Raw genomic sequence first — 25,917 nt, forward strand, 5'->3', positions numbered from 1 at the left:
TGTAACGAAGCTAAACGATTCACGATAGTTCTTTAAAAAAGTTCTTGATCGCCAGCACACGCTGCTCGACATCGCCGTATTTTAATTCAATTCTCAGTTTGTCCGGACCATTCAATTTGTATTGGCGCTTGTTTTGGATGAGCGTGATGATGTGCATCGGATCTATGGGCGGATTTTGCATGAACTGAATTTGAATCGCCTCGCTGGAAGCATCCACCTTGATAATGCCGAGCTGCTTGGCAGCGATGCGCAGACGGTGGCAATCAAGCAATGTATGAGCAGGCGGCGGCAGTAGACCGAAGCGGTCTATCAGCTCCTGATGCATGTCGTCCAGTTCTTCTGATGTGGTGCAGTTAGCCATACGTTTGTACAGCACCAGCCGTTGGTGAATGTCGCCGCAATAATTGTTGGGTAGCAAGGCGGGGGTATGCAGGTTAATCTCGGTGGCGACCCCAAGTGGGTGGGCCATGTCCGGTTCATGGCCCAGTCTGAGCGAGGTAATGGCCGCGTTGAGCATGTCCGCGTAGAGCGAAAAACCAATCTCGTGCATTTCACCGCTTTGTGACTCGCCCAGAACCTCGCCCGCGCCGCGAATTTCCAGATCATGCATTGCAAGATAGAAACCGCTTCCCAGTTGCTCCATGGCTTGGATTGCTTCCAATCTTTTCTTGGCCTGTGCGGTGAGTCCCTCCATATTGTCCACCAATAAATAGGCATACGCTTGGTGGTGCGAGCGCCCAACCCGGCCGCGCAACTGATGTAACTGCGCCAATCCAAAACGGTCAGTCCGGTTCATGATGATGGTATTGGCACTGGGTACGTCGATGCCGGTTTCTATGATGGTGGTGCATAGCAGCACATTAAAGCGCTGTTGATAAAAATCACGCATGACCGCTTCCAAGTCGCGTTCTCCCATCTGGCCGTGCGCTATGCGAATACGTGCTTCAGGCAGTAAAGTCTCCAGCTTTTCCGCCATATTGGCGATGGTATCAACCTCGTTGTGCAGGAAGTAGACTTGTCCGCCGCGCTTTAGTTCACGCAGCACCGCTTCACGGATGACGCCCGGGCTGTAGTTGCTGACAAAGGTCTTGATCGACAGACGGCGCTGCGGAGCAGTGGCAATCACCGAGAAATCGCGCAGCCCTTCCAAAGACATTGCCAGCGTGCGCGGAATCGGCGTGGCGGTCAGGGTGAGCACGTCAACTTCGGCGCGTAGCGCCTTGAGGCGCTCCTTCTGCTGCACGCCGAAGCGGTGTTCTTCGTCGATGATGATCAGTCCCAGATTGTGGAATTTAATACCCTTCTGGATCAGCTTGTGTGTGCCGATGATGATGTCAAGCTTGCCATCTTCCATATCTTTCAGCGCTTGGGTCTGTTCCTTGGCAGAGCGGAAGCGCGACAGTTCGCCAATTTTGATGGGCCAGTCGGCAAAACGATTGCAGAAGTTCTGGAAATGTTGTTCTGTGAGCAGCGTGGTGGGTACCAGTATTGCTACTTGTTTGCCATCCATCGCTGCAATAAAGGCTGCGCGCAAAGCGACTTCCGTTTTACCAAAACCCACATCGCCGCAGATTAGCCGATCCATAGGCTTGCCGCTCTGCAGATCACTGACCACCGCCTCAATGGCGGTGGCCTGGTCCGGAGTTTCTTCAAAACCAAAACCGGCGGCGAACGCTTCGTAATCATGTTGTGACAGTTTGAATTGGTGACCTTTGCGCGTGGCGCGCTGGGCATACAAATTGAGCAATTCGGCAGCGGTATCGCGCACCTGCTGCATGGCGCGACGTTTGGCCTTGTCCCAAGTGCCGCTGCCCAGCTTGTGCAATGGTGCGGTTTCCGGGGCTCCGCCACTGTAACGGCTGATTACATGCAGTTGTGCTACTGGAACATACAATTTGTCTCCACCAGCGTACTCCAGCAACAAAAATTCGTTCTCGCCTTCGCCGAGATCAAGGTTTATCAGGCCATGATAACGTGCGATGCCATGCTGTTCATGCACCACAGGGTCACCTGGCTTGAGTTCGGACAGGTCGCGCAGCATCCCTTCCACGTTGCTTTTCTTTGTGGTGCGCGCAATTCGGTTGCGGGGCTGTGCAGCATATAGTTCACTTTCTGTAATAATTGCCAATTGGTCATCTTGCAACATGAAACCATTCTGCAGTGCCCCTACGGTAAGCATGAAGTGATCGTTACCGGCGAAAAATTGCGCATAGTTCTCACACAGGGCAGGTGTCAGGGAGTATTCGCGCAAATACTCGGCCATTATTTCGCGCCGTCCCAAACTGTCGGCGAGCAGCAATACCCGGCCAGTGTAATCTTGTAGAAAGCTCTGGAGTGCATGTGTTGGAATGTCGGCGCGCCGATTTACCGCGATGCCGGGCAATTTTTTGGTAGCGCAAGAAGTAAGGGTTTTATGAGTCCTTTCTTCTTGAAAGAGGGTAGGGGGAGTTTCTTCTACGCATTCTTTCTGCTCGGAATTGTCAGTTTGGGAGGAAGAGGGGATATTTGCGATGAGATCGACACGTTTGAAATTTTTCGCAGCAATAAAAAAACTTTCTGCGTTCAAAAATAATTCGTGCGGTTCCAGCAGGGGACGTTGCGGGTCGCCGCGAAGCAGGTTGTAGCGCGACTGTGCATCCTTCGCAAAAGTGGCAATGGCAGCATCCACATTGTGATGCATGCACAGCGTGGCATGCGCAGGCAAATAATCAAATAATGTGGCAGTACGCTCGAAAAATAATGGGAGGTAATATTCGATGCCTGCGGGCGCGATGCCACGGCTCACACCTTTGTAAATGCTTGCTTTGGATGGATCACCCTCGAAACGATCGCGGAAATTTTGACGAAAACGCGCCTGTCCAGCTTCATCAAGTGGGAACTCGCGCGCCGGTAACAGGCGAATATCCCGCACCGGATAAATGGTGCGCTGGGTATCCACATCGAAGGTCGCGATAGTGTCAATTTCGTCATCGAACAGGTCGATGCGGTAAGGCACACTACTGCCCATTGGAAACAGGTCAATCAAACCACCACGCACGCAATACTCGCCCGGTGTCAGCACCTGCTGAACATGGGTATAACCAGCCAATGTCATTTGTTCACGCAACTGGGCAATGTCCAGTTTCTCGCCGCACTTAAGAAAGAAGGTGAACGCAGCCAGATATTCCACTGGTGACAACGGATATAGCGCAGTGGTTATCGGGACGATGATCACATCACACGATTGGCTGCGAATGTGATGCAGCGTAGCAAGTCGCTCGGAGATGAGGTCCTGATGCGGCGAAAAATGATCATAAGGTAGTGTTTCCCAATCCGGTAGCAGATGTACACGCAGCTCCGGGGAAAAAAATGGAATTTCTTCCACTAGCCGTTGTGCTTCCAGCGCGCTGGCGGCAATTATCACCAGTGGTACATGTAGTTCGGCATATTGTGCCAGAGCCAAGGCATCAGACGAGCCATACAGATGGGTGTAACGTGGACGGGGGTGTGAAGAAGAAAACAGCATGGGAAAATAAGGTACAGCTAAGTTTCAGGGTGCGGCATTATATAAGGGAAGCTTCGCAGTTGGCATGGATTGAAAAATTCTCATGTTTTTTGCGGGAATAGTAACTTGAATTTTTATTCGTATAAAACACTTCGCAGCAGATACCCTTTGATTAACCATGCATATGGAATGGCGCACGCCGAGTTTGAATCCAAGGTAACTTGTTTATCGTTATTTGGTTTATGTTGAATAGTTTATAAGTCTGTGGCACGACGCAGACTTCATTATTGAAGTAGCGTGGGAATCATCCTTCTTCAATGGCAAACAACCTTCGGTGCTCTTTGATGGCGTAACGATCAGTCATACCGGCGATGTAATCGGACACGGTGCGGGCACGGTCGGTTTGCGCCTGCTGCTGAAACTGCGGCGGCAGCAGGCGGTTATCTTCCATGAATACCTGAAATAGATCGCTGATGATGCGGCGCGCCTTGGCACTCATGCGCATGACGCGGTAATGACGATACAAATGCGTACGCAGGAAGGCTTTGAGTTCGCGTTGCTGGTCATAAATTTCGGCACTGAACGCTGCCAACGGCGGGGCGGCGCGGACTCCGGCAATATCACGCACAGCATGAGTCCGAATGTTTTTTTCAGTTTCATGGATTAAATCTGTTGCAAGTGTATTAATCATGCGCCGTATTGTTTCGTGAATCAGGCGGCGCTCGGCTAGGCCGGGGTAGGCTAGTCGTACAGCATCGAGATGACTGACAAACAAGCGCACCGAGGTGAACTGCTCCAGTGTAATTAATCCGGAGCGGAGCCCATCATCCACATCATGGTTGTTGTAGGCGATTTCATCGGCCAAATTGGCGATCTGCGCTTCCAGCGAAGGACGTTGCTGCTTAAGGAAACGCTCGCCCACTGTACCCAGCTTGGTAGCATTTACCGGCGAGCAATGTTTGAGAATACCCTCGCGTGTTTCGAAGCATAGATTGAGTCCATCGAAGGCGGCATAATGATCTTCGAGTACGTCCACCACGCGTAATGATTGTAAGTTGTGCTCGAAGCCACCGTAATCCTTCATACAGGCATTGAGCGCATCCTGCCCGGCGTGGCCGAATGGCGTGTGACCGAGATCGTGAGCGAGCGATATAGCTTCCACCAGATCTTCATTTAATTTCAGATACCGCGCGATGGAGCGGGCAATTTGTGCTACTTCCATGCTGTGAGTCAATCGGGTACGAAATAGATCGCCTTCATGGTTAACAAATACCTGAGTCTTATATTCCAAGCGACGGAAAGCGGTGGAATGGATGATGCGATCACGATCACGTTGAAATTCGCTACGTCCAAAAGGCGCTTCCTCGCGCTCAATCCTGCCGCGTGTGTTGCCCGCTGTTACCGCATAAGGTGCAAGTTCAGTCATGCGCGCCGTTCGCCACCAAGGTTTGCCGCAATAATTCCGGCTCCACGCCGCCACTTATCACCGCACAACCAATGCTTTTAAGCAGCACGAAACGAATTTTGCCACCAACTACTTTCTTGTCCAGTTCCATCAATTGCAGGTATTTCTCCACGCTCAAAGCAGGCGCGACAACTGGTAGACCAGCGCGTTGAAATAAGCTGTGGATGCGATCCGCGTCCTCTTTGCTTAGCCAACCCAGGCGACACGATAGATCGGCGGCCATAATGGTACCTGCAGCGACTGCCTCGCCATGCAGCCATGTGCCATATCCCATACCTGTCTCGATAGCGTGACCGAAGGTATGGCCTAGGTTAAGCAGGGCGCGTTCTCCATTTTCCCGCTCGTCTGCAGCGACAACTTCGGCCTTATTTTGGCAGCTGCGTGTGATAGCGTATTTCAGTGTATCCGCATCGCGTGCCAATAATTTTTCCATGTTTTGTTCCAGCCACTCGAAGAAAGATAGATCGCGGATCAGGCCATATTTTATGACTTCTGCAATGCCCGCGCGTAATTCCTGATCCGACAATGTATTCAATGTGGTGATATCGGCAAGCACAACTTGCGGCTGGTAAAACGCGCCTATCATATTCTTACCCAACGGATGGTTGATACCGGTCTTGCCGCCGACCGATGAATCCACCTGTGCCAGCAGAGTGGTGGGAATTTGAATGAAAGGAACGCCGCGCAAATAAGTTGCGGCAGCATAGCCCGTCATGTCGCCTATCACACCCCCGCCCAAGGCGATCAATGGTGTGTTGCGTTCGCATCGATGGGAAAGCAGTGCATCGTAAATTAGCCCTAACGTTTCTGCATTCTTATGTTGTTCACCATCCGGCAAGATGATGGGTATTATGCTCACGCCATGAGCTTGCAGCGTGGCACGCAGAGGATCCAGGTACAACGGTGCTACGGTAGTGTTGGTCACCACTGCCGCTTTTTTGTGGGGCAAGTGCGGTAATAGTAATTCTGCACATCCTAGTAAGTTACTACCTATATAAATAGGATAACTACGCTCTGTGAGTCCAACGGTTAATGTTTGCATAAGTTGTGAGAATTTCTAGTAAAAATTGCATAATGAATGGCGTGTAACGCTATAACCTTGTGAAGGAGTGCAGACGCAGACTGAACGAATTGTTCCGTTATTCATGGGATTTCAAGATCCCAGCACAGGTTAAAACCCTATGGGCTTGAGCGAAAATTATTTTTGAATAACTGACCTTCCAACAAAATTGCTCGTTCTTTTATATTTAAAAATGGGTAGAGTTGTTAGTCGGGTGCACGGAAATGCGCTGTTGTCATGATTTGAAGTAATCTCAATGGTTATTATGATTTGCTTTCGAAAATCGGTTTAGCTCCTGCTGCAAATGCAAGACTAGACTTTGCGCGCTTTGTTTGCCGGTAGGCATAATCAGATTGGCCACTTGTGCATATAGTGGATCGCGCTGCTCATACATATTTTTTAGTTTGGTATGTGGATCGGCTGTCTGCAATAATGGGCGATTGCGATCATGGCGGGTTCGCTGCCAGAGGTCATGAATTGTGCTTTTCAGGTACACCACTATGCCATTGCAGCACAATGCAACGCGGCTATTTTCATTCAATACCGTGCCACCTCCTGTCGCTAAAACGATGTTGTCGAGCAGTACCAAGTCTTGTATTACGCTTGCTTCGCGCTGACGAAAACCAGCCTCACCCTCAACATCAAAGATATGTGGGATAGTTACGCCCGTACGTTGCTGAATTTCTTCATCACTGTCTACAAAAATCTTACCTAACTGCTGGGCGAGTAATTTCCCTACGGTAGTTTTCCCTGCCCCCATCATTCCCACAAGGAAGATGTTGCCGGAAAGACGCTTGGGCTGTATTGTATTAATAGGGTACATGATCGAATTGTAGCTGAAAATCACCGTGCTCATTTTGTTCTGCAATTTAAAAAGCCCGGCTATGCCGGGCTTTTTAAATTCATGCCCTATTGCTTAACGCAGGTTCAAGCTGTCACTCAGGATTTTTGGGGAAATAAACACTAAAAGCTCCCTTTTGTTATTAGTATCAGTTTGAGTTTTAAATAGCCACCCAAGGATAGGAATATCACCTAGCAGTGGCACCTTAGGGGTCGTTCTTAATTCGTCTTGAGTATAGACTCCGCCAATAACAACAGTCCCCCCATTATCAATCAACACCTGGGTACTGATTTTCTTGGTATTAATACTGGGTATCCCCCCCACCGTCGAGTTAATTATTTCGCCTACAGAATCCTGAGTTACTTCCACTTTCATATTGATATTATCATCTGGCGTGATCTGAGGAGTGACGGTAAGGCTTAAAATTGCCTTTTTAAACAATACATTCGTCCCCTGCAGGCTGACTGTTTGATAGGGTATTTGCACGCCTTGCTCAATTACCGCCTCAGTTCCATTTGCTGTTACCACACGAGGGCTAGCAATGTTGTTAGTTACTCCATTCAGTTGGGATGCCTGCAACTCCAGTCCTAATATTTTGGTCACAGATGAGTTGAAAAGCATCGCTGTCACCACACCCGTACCAATCAACCCTGGGGTTCCTGGCAGGTTAACTGCCCCACCACCAGCACTACCGCCTACAGAACCACGACCTCCACCCACAGAAAACCCGCCTCCAGGTGGAGGTGGCCCGGTATAGCTTAATCTTCCACCCAAGGTTCGAGTAAATTTATCACTTGCCTCAACAAAACGTGCTTCAATCATTACTTGGCGCACGGCCACATCGACTTGTTTGATCAGCTTGCGCGCTTCCTCTAGACGCGATGGCGTATCTTGAATGAATACAGTATTGGTGCGTGAATCCACTACTGCGCTCCCGCGTTTGGATAGCATGCGCTGAGTGGGACTCTGCAGTAAAGCAATAATTTCTGTTCCTTTTGAATAAGCAATTTGGAAACTTTCTGTGTGTAGAATCTCAAGGTCGGAGATTTCTTGATTCGCGGCTAAGTTAAGTTTTTCCTTGGTTGCCAATTCCTCGCGCGGGGCAACCTGGATCACATTGCCGTTCTTGCGCATGTCCAAGCCACGTGAATCAAGAATAATTTGTAATGCTTGATCCCACGGTACATCCTTAAGCCGTAAAGTCAGATTACCGCTAACGGAATCGCTGATCACCATATTCAGATTAGTAAAGTCGGCAATAACGTTTAGTGCTTCACGCACTGCAATATTCTGGAAGCTCAATGTCAGTTTTTCGCCCGCATAACCCACCTGTCTATTCTTCAATAGTTTATTTGGGTCATCCGCTACTGCTTTTATTTCTACGATAAACTTGTTATCGGTCTGGTATGCGACGTGCTCCCATAAACCTTTAGGTTCGATGACCATGCGTACATGGTCGCCCTGCATGAATGTATCGAGCCCCTGTATTGGTGTGCCGAAATCGACTACGTCAAGTTTACGTTGCAAGTTGCGCGGTAGACTGGTATTCGTGAAATCCACGATCAGGTTTTTACCTTGTTGCTTAACGCCTATACCCACACCAGGATCCGACAAATCTACTTGGATACGTCCTTCACCATTCCCACCACGACGAAAAACAATATCACGCAGGCTATATTTCTGGATACCTGACTTCGTTTCAGCAAATCGTGCATTGGCTGTCGTCGCTGATACCGCAGGAGCTTTGCTCTGTAGGGTAATTAGCAGGTTATTTCCCTGTATATGAGCGTCATAAACCAATATTTGATTGAGGTTAATCACCAGGCGGGTACGATGGTCCGATTGCACGATATTTGCGCTACGCAATTCACCTATGTTAAATTTTTGTGTCGATTTGCCCAGCCCATTTGTTGTATTGGGGAAATCAAATATTATCCGCGCCGGATTGCTGATAGCAAAATTCAAAGGCGGATTAGCAAGTGGGTTCTTCAAACCCAATTTAAGCACTAGCTTGCCGTCCGGTGCAGCGCTGACGCTGAGCGACTGTATGCTATTAGCTGCGCTAGCATTTTGTGTGCTAGCGTTTTGCGTATTGGCATTGTTTTGTGCATGGGCAGTTAACGCACAAATCGCAAATGCTGCGACAACAAGCAAAACAAGGTTTTTGACTGCGTTTTTATAATGTCTCATGTTTCACCTCTAATCATTCATTCCATCAATGGCAAACTACTTATACGTTCCGTCCAGTCTCCCGCACTATCTTGCACGATTTCCTTGATTTTCACTTCGGTTTCTGTGACTGAAATAATTTGACCAAAATTTGACCCCAGGTAATTGCCTGTCTTGACTCGGTGCAGCTTGCCATCCGATGAGCGTACGATAGCATGACCAACTTTAGTCTTATAAAGGAAACCGACCATCTTTAGACTTTCTAATGGAGATTCTTCTAATGCTTCTCGACGTCGTTTCATATCCGGCTGATTGAGGCCGAGCAAATCGCCACTTTTCGCTTCGGGCTTGCGTGGTTTGAATGGATCGGGCAAACCTGTAGAGTTATCATAAACGAAGGGCTCATATGGCTTAATCTCAGGGGGTGGGTCCACCTTGCCACGCATTCCACTTCCAGTGTCTTTGACGAAATTACGCAAGTCCTGAAACTCCTCGTCAGCACAGGCAGACAGCAATAAAGATGTGAACAGCAGCAAATAAGCGGGTCTCATTTGTGTGCTCCAGATGCTTTAGATGATTGTTTTTGAACAGTTAATTCTTCCTCATCTAAATAGCGATATGTTTTAGCTATCGTATCCATAGTCAGGTGCCCTCCCGTTGGATTAATGCTAATTTCGCTTAACGATACAATACGCGGTAGTTGGGCAATATCGCTAGCAAACTTACCAATGTCATCATAATTACCCGTTACTTTAATAGTAATTGCCTGCTCAGCAAACACGCCGGTAATAATCTCGGCGCCGGGTCTAAACAATTCAAATTGTAGACCACGACCCAGACCGGCCTGATTAATATCAGTCAGCAATGCGTCCATTTCTGATTTGCTCGGCAATTGTTTCAGCAGTGCATCAAATGATTGCCTGGCTTCCGTAAGTTTTTTATTGATAACATCTAGATTAATGGCTATTGCCTTTTTGGTCTTGAAATCTGTTTTTAATGTAATCTCAATCTGTTTGGCGTTGCTCAGCGCTTCCCAACGATCCCCCCAGTCAAATATAGCGCCTAAAAGTAAAACGGCCACGAATATTGTCACAAATGCGCTGCATTTCACCAACAAAGGCCAGCCGCCCGGGTCTTTGGGGTTAATATTCTTTAGATCTTCTAGCAGTCTCATGATCTCACTTAACCTTTCGTGCCAGCTGGTTTAACTGGAGAAACGGGGGTTGTTGGTACCTGATGAGTGGTCAAATTGAAATTCAGCGTAAATTCATTTAAGCGTGGCCCATTCGCATTCGCGGTTGTCGCAGAAATTTGAACCAGTGTCGGCGATTCTAGCCATTGAGAACTATCAATAGAGCGCATCAGAGTGGATACCCGCGCATTCGACTGAGTAAAACCAACCAGATCAACCTTGTTGCCAGTCTGTTTAATTGATTTTAAATACACGCTTTCTGGCAAAATATTCAACATCTGATCCAGTAGATGCACCACATCTGAGCGGGTACTTTGCAGTTTTTCAACTACTGTTTTCCGTTCCATCAGTGCTGCGATCTCCATCTTTAGATGCTTTATTTCAGAGATCTGCTTGTCTAGTAGGACAATTTGATCTGTCAGATATCGGTTGCGGCGTTCCTGATATTCAATCTGCGTGTTAATGACAATGTGCACCAAACCAACAAGCATTGCCGCCAATACCAGCGTGATGGCAGTAAACGCGTAAAATTGAATCTGCCGTGCTTTGCGCTTCTCAGCACGATGCGGTAATAAATTAATGCGTATCATGAAGGATCAAACCTCCTCATCGCAAGGCCACAGGCAATCATTAGTGCTGGCGCATCAATTTGTAATTGGCGTTGATTAATGCGCCCGGATAAGGTCATTTGAGCAAATGGATTCGCCACCAATGTTTTGACCTGTGTACGTGTTGCTACAGCATCATCCAAATTAGACAGTGCTGCGCAGCCGCCGGCTAAAACAATGTAGCTTACTTCGTTAAACTGGGTTGAGGTATAGAAAAGCTGAATGGCACGAAATACTTCGCCCGCCACACTTTCGCGGAACGGCGCCAGCACGTCACTTTCGTAACTTTCCGGCAATCCGCCATGAAGTTTGCCTGCTTCTGCTTCCTCGGCGGATAAGCCGAACGCATTCTGGATGTGTTGTGTTAATTGCTCGCCACCCATTTGTTGGTCGCGCATGTACACCGATTGCCCGTTGCGCATTATATTTACATTCATTACGTTCGCACCTATATCTACTAACGCTACGCATTGATCAGTGGCGCCTCCCGGCAATTGCAAGCGGACCTGATCAAACGCCATTTCAGCGGCGTAATGCTCTACATCCATCACCACCACCTTGAGTCCGGCTACTTGTGCGACAGCAACACGATCTTCAACGTTAGTATTACGCGAGGCAGCCAACAGTATTTCGATTTCTTCAGTATTGCCAGGTGCCGGGCCGATGACTTGAAAATCCAGATTAACCTCGTCAATAGCAAATGGTATGTACTGATTTGCTTCCGCTTCCACCTGATACTCCATATCTTCCTCATTCAATCCACTAGGCAGAAAAATTTTTTTGCTAATCACGGCGGCAGCGGGAAGTGCAAGGCTAATGTTTTTAATGCGTGTCCCCATTCGTTTCCAAGCGCGTCGTAGACATTCCGAAACCGCTTCCAGATCATTGACGTTGCCATCGCTGACAGCGTTTTGGGGCAATAGTTCTATTGCATAATGCTCAATCACATAGCCGTTTTTTTTTGCTAATTCGCTTAGCTCCACAATTTTGATCGAAGACGAGCAAATATCGACTCCGATTAAAGGGGAGCTCTTGGTATACAAGAAATCTAACGGAATATTTAATTTGCCTTTGATCATAATTGATGATTTTGAACTTTATGTATTAATTGGTTAAATAATAATAATAACGAATTGTTATAAATATAAATAATTTTCATTAAGATCTGCAATCGTATTGCACTTTCAAAAAGCGTTAATAAATCAAGATAACAATACTTTTGAATGACGAAAAATACTTTGTAATTTAAAAATTCACCTTTCTAATCCAATACATGTTTGCATTTTACTTTACGACAAGTTGCAGAATTACTTTAGGGTACTGCTAGTATTAAGTTACGACGAATCCCGCCAAGCTTAAGTATTTTCTGGTTTTTTGAGGAGCTATTCGATTTTCAAACTGGTTAAACGTCAAGACAGAGCTTGAGTTGCCGTAGAGTTTTTTGATATGTAAATACGGTTTGATCCATTTGAAGAGCAGCTTCATTTGTCAGTGAAGTTTGTATAGCTATTAGGCGCGCTGGTGTATGTTAAGGAAACGCTGAATAACTCACCTCGTCATAGGCTCTGGGGTGAGTTTTGTAGTTTTTGTCAAAAAACTGGCTTGTTTCTAGTATGAATCGCGGCGATTTTCGAGTCATTATCTTCATTTCCCGTTTTCAAAACGCACCTTGGGTGTGTACGTTGAGTAACCACCGACGAGCCAGCATCAAATTAGCGAGACCAAACAGTGAGAACAATTGGGCGGTATTTTTAGCCAATCTTTGGTAACGCGCCTTGCAATGACGAAACAAATTCTTCACCACATGGAAGGGATGCTCGACCTTGGCGCGAATGCTGGCTTTGGTATGCTCAATCTTTTTCAGTAGTTCGCCCTCTGTCGTGTTGGACAATGCCTTACGTTTCCCCGGTCGCATCGCGACATGCCAAGTCACGGGTAGCGCCCGGTTCTCTTCCCGCTTCCCGTCCTTGTTCTTGGTTGAGGATGCCGCTGCGATCAGTGTGGCATCGACGATCATGCCTTCCCGAAGAAACAGGCCCTTCTCGGCAAGATGGGCGTTGATCGTATTGAAGATCGACTCAGTCAGTTGATGCGTTTCCAGTAAGTAGCGGAAGTTGAGAAGTGTGGTGGCATCCGGGGTTGTTTCGCAGCTTAAATCAACACCGACAAAGCGACGGATGGCCTGACTGTCATAAAGCGCATCTTCTGCCCCTTCGTCAGATAACCCAAAGCATTGCTGCACAACATACATGCGGAGCATTCGAACCAAGCCAATGGGCGGACGAGCCCGCCCATTGCTGCTCGGATAATACGGCGCAGCCGCTTTTTCCAATTCAGTCCAAGGCGTGATTACTTCGATTTCATTCAAAAATCGATCTCGGCGGGTCTGCTTCTTCCTGGCCGTGTATTCCAGTTCAGAAAAACTCGTTTGCATCACTTTCTTATCCTGAAAATCAGTTCAGTGACATTCTCTCAGATTGACGAATTATTCCAACCAGCGCGCGGGAATAAATCAGTGTTTCCTTAACAATTTATGGTAGCAAAATGTATTGTGTTGGTGTTATGGATGCATATTCGCTAGATGATCATGTTGTTTGTTAAAATTTGATTGTTGTATTTCATGGTGGTGATGGTTGGTTTTTTAAAATGGATGTAGCCCGACAGGCTGCTAGATGTTTTCTAAAATGATACTATCGCGTACTTAACTTTTTACGGAGGTTTGATTATGCATAAAATTAAAAAATTATTATTTTCTGGCATGCTTGTTATACCTATGATGTTGCCGACCCAGAACGCATTTTCTGCCGTCGATAATGTGACGACTATCGTTACGAAACTTATTAAAATAGATCAGAAAGTTGGTGATGGTAAAGAAGCCGTAGCAGGTAAAACGGTCGACGTGCACTACACGGGCTGGCTTTACAATGCGACCATGCCAAATAATAAAGGTACAAAATTTGATAGTTCCCGCGATCGTGGTGCGCATTTTTCTTTTCCATTAGGTGAAGGGCGCGTAATTAAAGGCTGGGATCAAGGAGTCGCTGGTATGAAAGTAGGCGGTCAACGCACGCTTATTATTCCCGCTGATTTGGGTTATGGCGCACGAGGGGCAGGAAGTGCTATTCCGCCAAATGCAGCATTGATTTTTGATGTTGAATTGTTCGGCGTTCACTAAGACATAGATAGCCTAAATGATCGATTCAATTTCAATATTATCAAAAACTATGATTAAGGGCAGCATTGTTGCAATTGTGACCCCCATGCACGAGGACGGGAGTTTGGATTTAGCTGCGTTCCGCGCGCTTATTGATTTTCATATTATGCATGGCACCGATGGCATCGTAGTGGTCGGCACTACAGGCGAATCGCCTACGGTGAATTTAACCGAACATGAATCGTTGATTCAGGTGGCAGTGGAGCACGCGGCCCGGCGTATTCCAGTGATTGCAGGAACAGGCGCTAATTCAACTAAAGAAGCTATAGAATTGGCAGCTTTCTCAAAACAGGCAGGCGCTGATGCTTCGCTGACAGTGGTGCCGTATTACAATAAACCAACACAAGAAGGTTTGTACTTGCACTTTAAAGCTATCGCCGAGGCTGTGGATATGCCGCATATCCTCTATAACGTGCCGGGACGCACCTGTGTTGGCATAGATAACGATATTGTGCTGCGCCTGGCACAGATTCCTAATATCGTTGGCATAAAAGACGCGAGCGGCGATATCGAGCGTGGGAGTGATCTATTACAGCGGGCGCCCAAAGATTTCGCGATATACAGTGGTGATGATGCGAGTGCGCTGGCATTGATATTGCTTGGTGCACATGGCACGATTTCTGTTACCGCCAACGTGGCACCCAGGTTAATGCATGAGATGTGTTTAGCGGCTTTGAATGGTGAAGTGGTCAAGGCGCGCGAAATCAATTTTCGCTTGCTTGGGTTGCACCGCTACTTGTTTATTGAGGCCAATCCTATACCAGTAAAATGGGCTGTGTCGTCTATGGGAAAAATGAAGAATGTACTGCGCCTGCCGCTTACGCCACTGTCTTTAGCCTCCCAAGATCTAGTTGAGGATGCGATGCGCCAGGCAGGAGCGATCAATTAATTTAATTCAGACCAATTACCAGTACAATTTCCTAGCTATGGTGGGAGAAATGACGGAACGCGGATTCCGTTTGTTACTGCGTATCCGAAATGTCATTGTATTTATTAATCATGTAATGTTCAAATAATTGAATTTACGGTAATAAAAAAATTTCAGGGATGGCATGAGAACACTATATCTAACTGTATTATTTTTTGAATTATTAATTTTGGCTGGATGCAGTGCCATTGGCATTGAAAACAAGCGTGTTGATTATAAGTCTGCCGCAACCAAGATCCCGGCGCTAGAAGTTCCACCTGACCTGACTACTCCTGCAATTAAAAATCAACATACGATACCGGGCAGTGATGGCGAGATCGTGACAAATTTTTCTGATTTTGCTAAGGGAGGCCAAGTAGCGCAAGTTGGTGTTGCCACTACCGTATTGCCGGAAGTGAAGGATGTGCATTTAGAACGTAACGGCACGCAGCGTTGGCTAATCGTGGGGAGCAAAGTAGAAAATGTGTGGCCGCTGGTTAAAGAGTTCTGGCAGGAACAAGGTTTTATCATCAAAACCGACAATCCTGCGGCTGGTCTCATCGAAACAGACTGGACGGAGAGGCGCGCTAAAATCCAGCAAGGTGGTCTAAGTAAAATGCTTAGCAAGGTTTTCGATAAACTTCATTCATCTGGTGTGCAGGATATGTATCGAACCCGCTTGGAGCGTAGCAAGGATGGGAGTAGCTCGGAAATTTATATTAGTCATAGCGGCATGGAAGAAGCGCTGGATGTGGATAAGAACGGTTATAAATGGAGGCCGCGTCCGAATGATCCTGAGCTGGAAGCCAGCATGTTGCAGTTATTGATGATCAAGTTGGGTGGTGGCACGGAAAATCAGGCTCAGGCAGGGCAAGTGCCTAAATTGCAAGGGGTGGGCGCTGTGCCGCAGCTACAAGAGATTAACGGTAATAAAATCATTATCTTGAACGAGCCGTTTGACAAAAGCTGGCGCAAGATAGGACTGGCGTTAGATCAGGCGGGCATCGAGGTGAAGGATAAGGATAGGGTGAGCGGTGTATACTTTGTGAGTCCGAGTAAGGATATAGCGAAGAAAAAAAGTTGGGTCAATAATTTAATGTTCTGGCGTAATGATAGCGACCAAAAGTCTACGAAAGATTCGATTGAAGGAACTGCACGTTATCAGGTGACCGTGCGTGAAAATAACGCTGGCTGTGAAGTCAGTGTTCTCAACCAAGGTGCTGGTAAAGACCCAGTCACGCAGCGTATGACTGACCTACTGTACAAACAGTTGACCAAGTAGCGTTCGGCCTTAATCGATGCGTTTCGCTTCACTTGGTAGCGGCAGCGAAGGTAATGCATTGGTGGTGCAAGCTGGCAAAACCATTGTATTAATGGATTGTGGTTTTACCCTATCTGACACCTGTATGCGTCTGGCGCGTCTTGGCCTAGCCCCTGATTGTCTTAACGGTATTGTGGTGACACATGAACATGGTGACCATATTGCCGGGGTGGCGCGGTTAGCACGTAAATATTCGATTCCGATATGGCTAACGCATGGCACATTTCGCGCACAATTCAAATTACTCAGCAATGTACCCAAGCTGACAAAAATTGACTCTCACTGTCCCTTTGCTATCGATGGGTTATTGGTGCAGCCTTTTCCTGTGCCGCATGATGCGGCTGAGCCAGTACAATATACGTTCAGTGATGGTGCAAAACGGTTGGGAGTATTGACCGATATTGGTTGTTCCACTCCTCATATCGAGGCGACGCTAAGTGGTTGTGATGCGTTGGTGCTGGAGTGCAACCATGATATTGCTCTGTTGGCCAACAGTGATTACCCCATAAGTCTTAAGCAACGTATTGGTGGACGATTGGGTCATCTGAATAATGCGGATGCGGCAGCATTGCTGGCACGGTTGGACTATAGCCGTTTGCAGCATATTGTGGCTGCACATCTAAGCCGTAAAAATAACACGCCTGTCCTGGCGGTATATGCGTTGAGTAAAGCGCTTAATTGCAGCCCAGAATGGGTCGCGGTGGCTGGGCAAGACGAAGGACTGGCCTGGCGAGAAATTGTATAAAGATTAAGCTACAAAAAAAGCCGACTTTACATCGGCTTTTTATTGTGCAAGAAGAGAAATTACTTCTTCATTGCATCCTTAGCAGCGTCAGCAGCACCATGAGCGGCGTCAGCAGCAGTTCCAGCAGCAGTAGCAGCAGCACCAGCGGCTTCAGCAGCACTACCAGCGGCTTCAGCAGCACTACCAGCTGCAGTCGCAGCAGCATCAACAGCAGGCGCGGGTGTTACAACATCTGGTGCTACAACAACTGGAGTTTCCGCTGCGGGTGCCTTAGGCTTTTCGCCACAAGCAGTCAAAGACAATGCCAACAGGGCAGCAACTAGAGCAAAACGTTTCATTTACTTTTCCTTCACAATAATTAAATTTACATGCAAAAACCGGGGAATCTCAGTCTACTACAACGCTAAGTTACAGCGAAGACGCGGTATTCTATACCAATATATACAATAATTCTAGCAAATAATGATAGTTATCATGATTTTTTCAAATCCAAGGTAGTGGCGGAGCTCTAATATAAATATAGAAATCATCATTCGCATTTTATCGAAGCGAGGCTTGAGGGGTACGAAGTATAATTTACACGCGGTTGGTAGAGGTGATGTAGGATATTGTGATATACATTAAAATTAATGCTAATTAATTCGATTCATTCTAAAGAACTGCCCACCCGGCTTGCCGCGCCCCTTATGCATAGAAACACTGGCGAGTACACTGCGTGAACGCGGACAGTGGCCGACAGCTTCTTGGAGGTTTAACCCCGTCAAAAAACATGGTCCAGGGGAAGCTGCGGACCCGTCTGTGGCGGCATCGCAAGGTGACCCCGTTTAGGAAATTGATTTAATCCGAGTCCCCCGTCTTGCGTTTTATTAATCAGGAGGTGGATCATGCCAGGAAATAGAACTAAGCCCACAGGGCTGCCCATTATTAATGAATTTGCCGCAGGTATCGACATAGGTTCTCGCTTTCACGTTGTTGCTGTTGGGTCTGACCTATGTGACGAGCCCGTACAAACATTTCAGGCGTTTACAAGCGATTTGCTGCGTATGGCAGATTGGTTAACCGAGGTTGGTATCAAGACAGTCGCGATGGAGTCGACTGGTGTTTACTGGGTGGCTGCATATGAAGTACTTGAATTACATGGCATCAATGTCATCCTGGCCAATGCGCGTGAAGCGCGCGCCGTACCCGGCAGAAAGAGTGATGTCAACGATGCGCAGTGATTGCAACGACTTCACGCTTGCGGTTTGTTGCGTGCCAGCTTTCGCCCCGGACGAGAAATCGCAGCACTTCGGTCTTATTTGCGCTCACGCGAACGGCATTTGGATTATGCCGCTTCACATATACAGCACATGCAAAAAGGAGGTAAGGTGCTATCAGCACATACCCGGAAGACCAGCAATCGGCTTACGGTCGCATTGCGGCTGGCGGCAGTTACCGTGGGACGCACCAACACAGCACTTGGTGCATTCTACCGACGACTAGCAGCACGTATTGGCAATGCAAAAGCTGTGACAGCGACGGCACGTAAAATTGCCATACTGTTTTACAACGCAATGCGGTTTGGTATAGATTACAAAGATCCTGGTACCGATCACTATGAGCAGCAGTACCGAGATCGTGTCATCAAGCAATTACATCGCCGAGCAGCTCAGTTTGGGTTGATTCTACAGCAACAAAATCCGGCAATAGATGAGTGTGTTTCTTAGGAAGCTTAGTTATCTGTTTGCGCGTTTAACAATAGGCACAATAAAGCCATCTGTGTACCATAGATAAAGCAATTCAAATGCTTCCCGCGATAGACCCACCGTGGAATTGAGCTGGCGCACATCGGCGAGAGAACGTAATTCTCGATAATCGTATTTATTGACGGCGTGTGCCATACCATTAATGAACACCACGCCGTTATGACACAGCATTTGTGTTTTCAGGGCCATCGCCACGCCGCAGTTTTGTATCGCCCGTTCGAAGTGATCACGACTCAGTGGTTTCGTAGGCGGATCAAAAAATATATGCGGTTTAGGATCGCTGAGATAGCTACCGAGGAAATTGGCAATGTCGCGCTTAGTCCATTTTATTCGCCGGATGATCTGCGTTACCTGATTTAGCATATCCGTACCAATTTCTGAGGGATGACGTTGAACTTTTAGCTCCGGATCAGCATACATGCCGTCCAAGCAAACTCGATCCTGCAAGTACACCAGAAATTGTTCCGCCAATTCTTGATAGGTCGGGGTGCGGAATCCAATGGAATATGTCATACAATCGCTTTCGGCAATGCCGTTATGAGCATAATGCGGCGGCAGGTAGAGCATGTCGCCTGGTGCTAGGATCCACTCCTGTTCCATCTGGAAGCGTTCCAGGATTCTCAAGGGAGCACCTTCTACCAGTGTATGATCCTGTTGTGCGGAAATTTGCCAGCGACGATGGCCCGAGCCCTGCAAAAGAAACACATCATAAGAATCGAAATGCGCGCCTACGCCTCCTCCTTTGGGAGCATAGCTCACCATCAGATCATCCAAACGCGCATGCGGTATGAAGCTGAAATTCTTTAATAGTGCGGCTGCTTCTGGCAGATGCTGATTTACGCCTTGCACTAGCACAGTCCATGTATTTTTGGCTAAGCTATCGAACTTCGTCGCTTTAAATGGGCCATGTTGCACTTGCCACTGACCGTGGCGTTGGGTCACGAGGCGTGACTGCACATCCTCAGTGCAAGCCAAGGCAAATAGCTGTGATTGATCAAGCAACCCATTGAATTGCGAGAATGCTTGGCGAATGAGTAAAGGTTTCTTTTGCCAGTAATCGCGTAAAAACGCCTCTGTCGTTAATCCACCAAGCATAGTGGAATTGGTTTTCATAATTAATATTATACCCACACTAGCGCACACGAAAATATTTTCGTCCGCATGAAACTAAATTCAATTCGCATTCTAAAGTACAACCTGTCGCGCTGGATTGATTACATTCGTTTTAATTGAATGGATACATCATTATGATATTGCTAATCGGCACGCGTAATGAGATTGGTGTATCAGTTTATAGTAAATGCTCGTCTTGACGAATACTTGAACCATGCCAACTTGCACTATAAATATGGTCTATTTGCACTGATTTTTTTAGACGCAGAATCTAAAGTTTGCATAAAATACGATGTGCTTTATGAAAAAAATGGACGGAGACAAAGAGGTACATGGACATAAAAAATCTTAATTAAATGCTCCACTTTTGGGATCGACAAACAAGACAAGTTACTTCATGCTTTGCATAGTGTTTAAGCACATGGCCACGTCGATGAAATTCTCAATCTGATATTTAAGGAGTTGAAATGAAAATTGCAAAAAACACTGTTGTATCGTTGCGCTATGAGTTATTTGATGCAAACGGCAGTCTGCTGGAAAAAACAGAAGATTCCATCAGCTATCTGCATGGTGGTTATGACGGAATATTTCCGACTGTGGAAGAAGCGCTACAAGGCAAGGATGTAGGTACTGAACTTAAAATTACGATGGAACCAGACGATGCTTTTGGAGAGTATGAGCACGATCTGGTGCACGTTGAGCCGCGCAATTTGTTCCCGGATGAAATTACCATTGGCATGCAGTTCGAGGGAGGAGTGGAAGATGGCGATGACGACGATTATTCGCTCTATACTGTTGTGGATGTAACCGATACCGAAGTGACCGTGGATGGTAATCACCCGCTTGCTGGCAAAACGCTAAATTTTGTAGGTATTGTTACCAATATCCGTGCCGCTACTGCCGAAGAGCTAGAGCATGGTCATACGCATGGCGAAGGCGGACATCACCACTAATGTTGAATTCTTTCAGAATATATTGTTTCGGAAATCTTGGCTTGTCGGATTTAGGAAGGATATTTCTCCTTAAATATTTTGATGCTGAACTAAGGCAAAATTTTTTACCCTAAGTCGGTTTGTCTTCGGCGAAATTGCTTTATGTCGAGGAGATCGAAGCCCGCATCGCTCGCTTTGATGTCCAATTACTTAAAGGAGCCGAGGGCCTGGAAGGCTTCTTTATGGCCATAGCAAGAAGATAAGCCATCTGCTCCTAAGTCGCGATCCAAGCCAAGGTACGATACCAGAACAATGCTGTGGCGTGTAGCCGGATTGAGAGGATTGAGTGATTTACCAAGAAGATGTTCGCGCAGTTTAATCAGCAAGGACGTAAGCAAAAATCTGAATTAGAGTTGAAATGTTTATAATTTTCATAGCTGGTGGGTAGTTATCAATTATGTCGCCGAATTTGAAGGTGAGAATTTATGAACTCCATTTCGACTAGACAAATTTTTTTTACGGCAGTGATTGCCATAAGCTTGTTCGGACTGGAATTCAGCGTAATATTTGCTCGCAATGTGGGTGTATATGCATGAATTCCAGGTGTTCTGGGAATTTCTTGACAATATTTCTTAACAAGTGTATAAGGTTAGCTGGCGTTTGATTCAAAGTTTTTGCGATACTGGTTTTTTCCATGTGCAATCTTCGATTCAAATAGTTTCGCGGGGGGGTTCCCCGTTTTTAGTTAAGGAAGTAATTCACATGGCAACTGGTACAGTAAAATGGTTTAACGACGCAAAAGGTTTTGGATTTGTTACTCCCGATGATGGAAGCGAAGATTTGTTCGCACACTTTTCAGCAATTAACATGAGCGGCTTTAAGTCTCTTCAAGAAGGTCAAAAAGTTACCTTTGAAGTTACGCAAGGTCCTAAAGGTAAGCAAGCATCCAATATTCAAGCTCCTTAATTGGTTCTTGATTAGCTTAAAAAAGCCCGGCATTTTCATGCCGGGCTTTTTTATTTTATCTATGTGCCGCACATCGCACGTAACTATGCAGGTGGAAGTCCGGCAGCTAGGTTTTCGCAGAGCCGAAGGCTAGGGAAACGACAAAGGACATTGTCACAAGACAGGATCTGGAGGAAGTCGATTTCAAATTAACCAAAGCGTTGTTGGTGCCTGTGTTCAAACAGGCCATGGAAGGGCTGGTATCGGATGCGGTTACATGCTGATAAAGTTCAGCATGATGATTGCTGACTGCTTCCCTTTGCTTTGATCTGCATGGCGCATGCCCCGTATCGCATTTGCCTACGGGCGCCATCTAGACCGGGAGCGAGTCCTGTAGCATCCGTAGCCCCCATGCCACGCCAAATCCTGTCACTTCGCTTGCTACGATGCCCAGCCCCCCTTCGCAGCGGCTCGCGGATAGATCGATATGCAACCAAGGCGTGTTCTCGACAAAACGCTTTAGGAATCGGGAGGCCAGAATATGATCAGCCTCGCCATCCAGCGTGCATTGCTTGATGTCAGCCACTTTGGAATCCAGCGCAGCTTCATAGTCGTCATCCAGCGGGAAGGCGCACAGGCGTTCGCCGCTTTGCTTACCTGCGCTGACTGCACGCTGCAGCAATTCCTCGCAGTTACCGAGCACGCCGCTGTAGCGCGCGCCTAAGGCCACGGCCATGCTGCCGGTCAGAGTAGCGAAGTCAATGATCAAATCTGGTTTGGCGCGTGCCGCCAGCGTGAGTGTATCGGCTAGTACCATGCGTCCTTCGGCATCGGTGTGAATAATTTCGATGGTGGTGCCGTTCAGCGCAGTCACAATATCGTTTTGTTTGTACGCTTTAGGACTAATATGGTTTTGCGCGATTGCCAGCCAGCAATCGATGTTCACTGCCAGCTTGTTCTGTGACGCGGCAAGCAAGATACCAAGTGCTACGGCTGACCCGTTCATGTCCTCGTGCATGCCATGCATATAGCGTGCTGGTTTCAGGTTGTGCCCGCCGGTATCGAAGCAAATACCCTTGCCTACCAGCCCGATGGTTTGCTTGGCTTTCGGATGAGTGTAGCGCAGATGTACGATGGCGGCATCTTCGTCCGCGCTGCCCTGTGCTACAGCTACGAAAGCACCCGCGCCCAACTTGCGCAGTTTCTTAAGATCAAACTCAACATGTTTCCAGCCATGTTGTTGCGCGAGTATTTTTACTCGCGTCCGGTATAGAGCTGGAGTCAATTCGTTAGGCGGAAGTACAGTCAATTCGCGGCATAGAAAATTGCCTTCGGCCTGCGCCTTGAGTGATACAAATGCTTGCTTGTCGGCAAAACCAACTAGTTCAATTTTACGCAGCGGTTTACGTTCATCTTTTTTCTTATGTTCCGGCAATAGGGCGCTATTCACCCATGCACCATACACGGCCAGCTCTGCAGCCAGCTTGCGTTGCGCAGGATCGCCCAGCACTACAATGGCAATATTTTTAGGTTTTTCTGCCAGAAGCAATTGCATGGCTTTGCGTACTTGGGTCTGGATGGCGAAAGCGTCCTTGGAAAAATCCAGCATCGTCCAGACCATCAACGCGCCATTAGCTGCATTGGCAGAGACCGGCGTGTTAATTAATTCATCTATCTTGAGGCTGCGTCGCGTCAATACGGTCTTGAGTAAGTCGCTATGTGGTAAGTCTTGGGGTAGCGTTTTGGCCTTGGGTAGTAGCACCAGCAAATGTTGGTTTGTCAGGTTTTTGGACGGTGTCAGGGAGAGAGTAAGTTGTGCTAGCATTTGTTCCCCAAGAAATTTTATGTATTGTTTGGCATTATACAAACAGTCACTACCTATTCCCTGAATCTTTATGCGCCAGTATTTATATTTATTGAAGCATGTGTTGAATCACGGTACAAAGAAGAACGACCGCACCGGCACCGGCACGATCAGCATCTTTGGCTATCAGATGCGCTTTAATCTGGAACATGGCTTTCCGCTGGTCACCACCAAAAAATGTCACCTGAAATCCATCATATATGAGTTGCTATGGTTTTTGCAGGGCGATACTAACATCCGTTATCTCAAGGAAAATGGTGTCAGAATCTGGGATGAATGGGCGGACGAGGATGGCAATCTTGGCCCGGTGTATGGCAAGCAGTGGCGCTCGTGGACAGCAAGGGATGGTCTCACCATTGACCAGATTTCAGATGTTATAGAACAGATTAAATGCAATCCTGATTCACGCCGCTTGATCGTTTCTGCTTGGAATGTAGGAGAACTGGATCAAATGGCGCTGGCGCCTTGTCATGTCATGTTCCAATTCTATGTGGCGGATGGCAAGCTTTCTTGTCAGTTGTATCAGCGCAGCGCGGATATTTTTCTGGGCGTGCCGTTTAATATCGCATCCTACGCGTTGCTCACTATGATGATGGCGCAAGTATGCGGTTTGAAACCAGGCGATTTGGTGCATACGTTTGGGGATGCACATCTGTACCTCAACCATCTGGAACAGGCTGAGCTGCAACTGTCGCGCGAGCCGCGACCCCTTCCGATCATGCACATTAACCGCGATGTGAAAAATATATTCGACTTCAGGTTTGAGGATTTTAGCCTGGAAGGATATGACCCGTATCCGGCGATCAAGGCTACCGTGGCGGTATGATGAACGAACAAAGGGAAGAAATGGGGAAGGGCAGGGTGGCAATCATTGTTGCGATGGCCCGTAATCGTACCATTGGGCTTAATAACAGGCTGCCTTGGCATATCCCGGCTGATCTTAAACGCTTTAAATCGCTCACCATGGGACACCATCTTATTATGGGGCGCAAGACTTTTGATTCTATCGGTAAGCTCCTGCCCGGTCGCACTACCGTGGTGGTTACACGCAATCACGCATTAAAAATTGAAGGCTGCATCATGGCCTACTCGCTGGAAGATGCGATAAGAGCTTGTGCGGGGGATGATGAGATTTTTATTGTCGGTGGCGCTGAACTCTACGCATTGGCCATGCCGTTAGTGGACACGATCTACCTCACCGAAATCAATCTAAATGTAGCAGGCGATGCTCATTTTCCGGAATTTGATAAAAAACTATGGCAGGAATTAGCGCGCGAGCAATGCAGCCAGGAAACTCCCCAGGCATTGGAATATCATTTCGTCACTTATGGCAGGAAAAAGTAATAGTACTAGGGAACGAATGATATTTTAAACCACTATTTACGCCCCCGTTTTCTTTCGACTTGTAATAATTAAATTGTAAGCAATCTGTATTTCCTTTGCTTGTTCAGTTGCTACAGCGATCATGTCTTCAGGGACACCCTGGCCCATTAACTTGTCAGGGTGATATTGGCTCATTAACTTGCGGTAAGCGCGTTTAATTTCTTGGTCGCTACTTTCCTTGCTTACTCCCAGCGCTTTATAGGCATCGTCCAAACTGGTGGCGGAAGATATTTGCCCCCCAGCAAAGTGCGACTGGTTTAAAACCATATCCAGTATTCGCTTAAATGCAGCCTCGTCATAACCAAAATGTCGGGCAATGTCTTTTAGCATTGTTTCTTCATCTGAATGAATATGCCCATCAGATAAAGCCATGACAATGAGATAGACCAGCAACATTTGCTTTAAATCATTCGTATTGCCACAAATGGCAATAAATTTATTTAAGTTCGGCTTAATATCAAAATTTGCATCGGCTCCTTGCTTAAAAAGGGCAATGGCCTGTTGCCTATGCTCAGCGGACATTCCCAGTTTTTGAATGAACTGTTCAACATGATCAATTTCATCTTGTGATATATGGCCATCCGCTTTAGCCAGTTTACCCATTGAAATAAAAACAGTTTCAAGAAATACTGATTGCCGTTGGGATTGGCTAAGCGGGTTAACTCCGCCCATACCATAAGCTCGATAACGATCAATAAAACTCCCTAGTAAATAACCAATAAAAGCCCCGAAAAAACTCCAAAAATAAAAACCTAATAAGACACCAATTAGTTTAAACAAGGCAACTCCAAAGATTAGATGAGAAAAAACAAAGCCCCCGCCGCAAGTAACTGGGTATTAACTGGACTCTTACAGTTCGCTGACTTTAGACAGTTTTTTGTATTTAGTGAAGGGTTTTTCACCACGATTAAATGTCGTTCTAAAAATTG

Annotated in this window: 24 protein-coding genes; 10 read left to right on the forward strand and 14 right to left on the reverse strand. The window is 47.0% G+C overall.

Features of this window, described 5'->3' with window-relative positions:
- Positions 1-19: 19 nt before the first annotated feature.
- The 10 genes from mfd to W01_RS12065 all read right to left on the reverse strand — a co-directional run bounded on the left by mfd (position 20) and on the right by W01_RS12065 (position 13,253).
- Positions 20-3,505, reverse strand: a complete 3,486-nt coding sequence (gene mfd, locus W01_RS12020; RefSeq protein ID WP_173055028.1) for a transcription-repair coupling factor — start codon at positions 3,503-3,505, stop codon at positions 20-22.
- Between the two features lie 283 nt (positions 3,506-3,788).
- Positions 3,789-4,910 carry a deoxyguanosinetriphosphate triphosphohydrolase gene (locus W01_RS12025; protein ID WP_173055030.1) on the reverse strand — a complete coding sequence of 374 codons (1,122 nt, stop codon included), beginning with the start codon at positions 4,908-4,910 and terminating at the stop codon, positions 3,789-3,791.
- Positions 4,903-5,991 (reverse strand): 3-dehydroquinate synthase, encoded by a 1,089-nt coding sequence (gene aroB, locus W01_RS12030; protein ID WP_173055032.1) that lies wholly within the window; start codon positions 5,989-5,991, stop codon positions 4,903-4,905. Before aroB ends, W01_RS12025 begins: the two co-directional genes overlap by 8 nt.
- Before the next feature lie 271 nt (positions 5,992-6,262).
- Positions 6,263-6,865 carry a shikimate kinase gene (locus W01_RS12035; protein ID WP_242006958.1) on the reverse strand — a complete coding sequence of 201 codons (603 nt, stop codon included), beginning with the start codon at positions 6,863-6,865 and terminating at the stop codon, positions 6,263-6,265.
- Between the two features lie 60 nt (positions 6,866-6,925).
- Positions 6,926-9,040, reverse strand: a complete 2,115-nt coding sequence (gene pilQ, locus W01_RS12040) for a type IV pilus secretin family protein (RefSeq protein ID WP_173055034.1) — start codon at positions 9,038-9,040, stop codon at positions 6,926-6,928.
- Between the two features lie 17 nt (positions 9,041-9,057).
- Positions 9,058-9,570 carry a pilus assembly protein PilP gene (locus W01_RS12045; RefSeq protein WP_173055036.1) on the reverse strand — a complete coding sequence of 171 codons (513 nt, stop codon included), beginning with the start codon at positions 9,568-9,570 and terminating at the stop codon, positions 9,058-9,060.
- Complete coding sequence (locus W01_RS12050; protein ID WP_173055038.1) at positions 9,567-10,193, reverse strand: type 4a pilus biogenesis protein PilO; 627 nt, start codon at positions 10,191-10,193, stop codon at positions 9,567-9,569. Before W01_RS12050 ends, W01_RS12045 begins: the two co-directional genes overlap by 4 nt.
- An 8-nt stretch (positions 10,194-10,201) precedes the next feature.
- A complete protein-coding gene (locus tag W01_RS12055; RefSeq protein ID WP_173055039.1) occupies positions 10,202-10,801 on the reverse strand; it encodes a PilN domain-containing protein in 600 nt (199 codons plus the stop codon).
- On the reverse strand, positions 10,798-11,898 hold the full coding sequence (locus W01_RS12060) for a pilus assembly protein PilM (RefSeq protein WP_173055040.1): 1,101 nt from the start codon (positions 11,896-11,898) through the stop codon (positions 10,798-10,800). The genes W01_RS12055 and W01_RS12060 overlap by 4 nt, the downstream gene beginning before the upstream one ends.
- Positions 11,899-12,476: 578 nt before the next feature.
- On the reverse strand, positions 12,477-13,253 hold the full coding sequence (locus W01_RS12065; RefSeq protein ID WP_173055041.1) for a transposase: 777 nt from the start codon (positions 13,251-13,253) through the stop codon (positions 12,477-12,479).
- A gap of 291 nt (positions 13,254-13,544) precedes the next feature.
- Between W01_RS12065 and W01_RS12070 the strand changes: the two genes are divergently transcribed.
- The 4 genes from W01_RS12070 (at position 13,545) to W01_RS12085 (ending at position 17,006) form a co-directional block, all read left to right on the forward strand.
- The gene (locus W01_RS12070) at positions 13,545-13,994 is read left to right on the forward strand and encodes an FKBP-type peptidyl-prolyl cis-trans isomerase (RefSeq protein WP_173055042.1); all 450 of its coding nucleotides are present in this window, start codon (positions 13,545-13,547) and stop codon (positions 13,992-13,994) included.
- 49 nt (positions 13,995-14,043) lie between these two features.
- Positions 14,044-14,922, forward strand: coding sequence for a 4-hydroxy-tetrahydrodipicolinate synthase (dapA, locus tag W01_RS12075; RefSeq protein WP_173055043.1), 879 nt, complete (start codon positions 14,044-14,046; stop codon positions 14,920-14,922).
- Positions 14,923-15,085: 163 nt separating this feature from the next.
- Positions 15,086-16,222 carry an outer membrane protein assembly factor BamC gene (bamC, locus tag W01_RS12080; protein ID WP_173055044.1) on the forward strand — a complete coding sequence of 379 codons (1,137 nt, stop codon included), beginning with the start codon at positions 15,086-15,088 and terminating at the stop codon, positions 16,220-16,222.
- Between the two features lie 16 nt (positions 16,223-16,238).
- On the forward strand, positions 16,239-17,006 hold the full coding sequence (locus W01_RS12085; RefSeq protein WP_173055046.1) for an MBL fold metallo-hydrolase: 768 nt from the start codon (positions 16,239-16,241) through the stop codon (positions 17,004-17,006).
- A 59-nt stretch (positions 17,007-17,065) separates the two neighbouring features.
- Here the strand turns inward: W01_RS12085 and W01_RS12090 are convergent, their stop codons facing one another.
- Positions 17,066-17,344, reverse strand: coding sequence for a hypothetical protein (locus W01_RS12090; protein ID WP_173055048.1), 279 nt, complete (start codon positions 17,342-17,344; stop codon positions 17,066-17,068).
- Between the two features lie 546 nt (positions 17,345-17,890).
- Between W01_RS12090 and W01_RS14230 the strand changes: the two genes are divergently transcribed.
- Positions 17,891-18,226: an IS110 family transposase gene (locus tag W01_RS14230; RefSeq protein ID WP_242006959.1), complete on the forward strand. Its 336-nt coding sequence runs from the start codon at positions 17,891-17,893 to the stop codon at positions 18,224-18,226.
- A complete protein-coding gene (locus W01_RS14235; protein WP_242006960.1) occupies positions 18,227-18,712 on the forward strand; it encodes a hypothetical protein in 486 nt (161 codons plus the stop codon).
- 9 nt (positions 18,713-18,721) lie between these two features.
- Here the strand turns inward: W01_RS14235 and W01_RS12100 are convergent, their stop codons facing one another.
- Complete coding sequence (locus W01_RS12100; RefSeq protein ID WP_173055050.1) at positions 18,722-19,864, reverse strand: cupin domain-containing protein; 1,143 nt, start codon at positions 19,862-19,864, stop codon at positions 18,722-18,724.
- Between the two features lie 467 nt (positions 19,865-20,331).
- Here W01_RS12100 and W01_RS12105 point away from each other — a divergent pair, with 467 nt between their 5' ends.
- A complete protein-coding gene (locus W01_RS12105; protein ID WP_173055052.1) occupies positions 20,332-20,817 on the forward strand; it encodes an FKBP-type peptidyl-prolyl cis-trans isomerase in 486 nt (161 codons plus the stop codon).
- Positions 20,818-21,558: 741 nt separating this feature from the next.
- Complete coding sequence (locus tag W01_RS12110; protein WP_173055054.1) at positions 21,559-21,762, forward strand: cold-shock protein; 204 nt, start codon at positions 21,559-21,561, stop codon at positions 21,760-21,762.
- A gap of 352 nt (positions 21,763-22,114) precedes the next feature.
- Here W01_RS12110 and W01_RS12115 read toward each other — a convergent pair whose 3' ends face one another.
- Positions 22,115-23,566 carry a M17 family metallopeptidase gene (locus W01_RS12115; RefSeq protein WP_173055055.1) on the reverse strand — a complete coding sequence of 484 codons (1,452 nt, stop codon included), beginning with the start codon at positions 23,564-23,566 and terminating at the stop codon, positions 22,115-22,117.
- 70 nt (positions 23,567-23,636) lie between these two features.
- Between W01_RS12115 and W01_RS12120 the strand changes: the two genes are divergently transcribed.
- Both W01_RS12120 and W01_RS12125 read left to right on the forward strand, forming a co-directional pair.
- A complete protein-coding gene (locus W01_RS12120; protein ID WP_173055058.1) occupies positions 23,637-24,431 on the forward strand; it encodes a thymidylate synthase in 795 nt (264 codons plus the stop codon).
- Positions 24,428-24,949: a dihydrofolate reductase gene (locus tag W01_RS12125; RefSeq protein WP_242006961.1), complete on the forward strand. Its 522-nt coding sequence runs from the start codon at positions 24,428-24,430 to the stop codon at positions 24,947-24,949. The genes W01_RS12120 and W01_RS12125 overlap by 4 nt, the downstream gene beginning before the upstream one ends.
- Before the next feature lie 36 nt (positions 24,950-24,985).
- Here W01_RS12125 and djlA read toward each other — a convergent pair whose 3' ends face one another.
- Positions 24,986-25,768, reverse strand: a complete 783-nt coding sequence (gene djlA / locus W01_RS12130; RefSeq protein WP_173055066.1) for a co-chaperone DjlA — start codon at positions 25,766-25,768, stop codon at positions 24,986-24,988.
- Positions 25,769-25,917 lie beyond the last annotated feature (149 nt).

Source organism: Candidatus Nitrotoga sp. AM1P (assembly GCF_013168275.1).
In the GTDB taxonomy this organism is placed as follows: domain Bacteria; phylum Pseudomonadota; class Gammaproteobacteria; order Burkholderiales; family Gallionellaceae; genus Nitrotoga.

Excerpts from the sequence above, each read along its gene's own strand:
- mfd (WP_173055028.1), bottom strand. The coding sequence starts at position 3,505 with ATGCTGTTTTCTTCTTCACACCCCCGTCCACGTTACACCCATCTGTAT.
- W01_RS12025 (WP_173055030.1), bottom strand. The coding sequence starts at position 4,910 with ATGACTGAACTTGCACCTTATGCGGTAACAGCGGGCAACACACGCGGC.
- aroB (WP_173055032.1), bottom strand. The coding sequence starts at position 5,991 with ATGCAAACATTAACCGTTGGACTCACAGAGCGTAGTTATCCTATTTAT.
- W01_RS12035 (WP_242006958.1), bottom strand. The coding sequence starts at position 6,865 with ATGAGCACGGTGATTTTCAGCTACAATTCGATCATGTACCCTATTAAT.
- pilQ (WP_173055034.1), bottom strand. The coding sequence starts at position 9,040 with ATGAGACATTATAAAAACGCAGTCAAAAACCTTGTTTTGCTTGTTGTC.
- W01_RS12045 (WP_173055036.1), bottom strand. The coding sequence starts at position 9,570 with ATGAGACCCGCTTATTTGCTGCTGTTCACATCTTTATTGCTGTCTGCC.
- W01_RS12050 (WP_173055038.1), bottom strand. The coding sequence starts at position 10,193 with ATGAGACTGCTAGAAGATCTAAAGAATATTAACCCCAAAGACCCGGGC.
- W01_RS12055 (WP_173055039.1), bottom strand. The coding sequence starts at position 10,801 with ATGATACGCATTAATTTATTACCGCATCGTGCTGAGAAGCGCAAAGCA.
- W01_RS12060 (WP_173055040.1), bottom strand. The coding sequence starts at position 11,898 with ATGATCAAAGGCAAATTAAATATTCCGTTAGATTTCTTGTATACCAAG.
- W01_RS12065 (WP_173055041.1), bottom strand. The coding sequence starts at position 13,253 with ATGCAAACGAGTTTTTCTGAACTGGAATACACGGCCAGGAAGAAGCAG.
- W01_RS12070 (WP_173055042.1), top strand. The coding sequence starts at position 13,545 with ATGCATAAAATTAAAAAATTATTATTTTCTGGCATGCTTGTTATACCT.
- dapA (WP_173055043.1), top strand. The coding sequence starts at position 14,044 with ATGATTAAGGGCAGCATTGTTGCAATTGTGACCCCCATGCACGAGGAC.
- bamC (WP_173055044.1), top strand. The coding sequence starts at position 15,086 with ATGAGAACACTATATCTAACTGTATTATTTTTTGAATTATTAATTTTG.
- W01_RS12085 (WP_173055046.1), top strand. The coding sequence starts at position 16,239 with ATGCGTTTCGCTTCACTTGGTAGCGGCAGCGAAGGTAATGCATTGGTG.
- W01_RS12090 (WP_173055048.1), bottom strand. The coding sequence starts at position 17,344 with ATGAAACGTTTTGCTCTAGTTGCTGCCCTGTTGGCATTGTCTTTGACT.
- W01_RS14230 (WP_242006959.1), top strand. The coding sequence starts at position 17,891 with ATGCCAGGAAATAGAACTAAGCCCACAGGGCTGCCCATTATTAATGAA.
- W01_RS12100 (WP_173055050.1), bottom strand. The coding sequence starts at position 19,864 with ATGAAAACCAATTCCACTATGCTTGGTGGATTAACGACAGAGGCGTTT.
- W01_RS12105 (WP_173055052.1), top strand. The coding sequence starts at position 20,332 with ATGAAAATTGCAAAAAACACTGTTGTATCGTTGCGCTATGAGTTATTT.
- W01_RS12110 (WP_173055054.1), top strand. The coding sequence starts at position 21,559 with ATGGCAACTGGTACAGTAAAATGGTTTAACGACGCAAAAGGTTTTGGA.
- W01_RS12115 (WP_173055055.1), bottom strand. The coding sequence starts at position 23,566 with ATGCTAGCACAACTTACTCTCTCCCTGACACCGTCCAAAAACCTGACA.
- W01_RS12120 (WP_173055058.1), top strand. The coding sequence starts at position 23,637 with ATGCGCCAGTATTTATATTTATTGAAGCATGTGTTGAATCACGGTACA.
- W01_RS12125 (WP_242006961.1), top strand. The coding sequence starts at position 24,428 with ATGATGAACGAACAAAGGGAAGAAATGGGGAAGGGCAGGGTGGCAATC.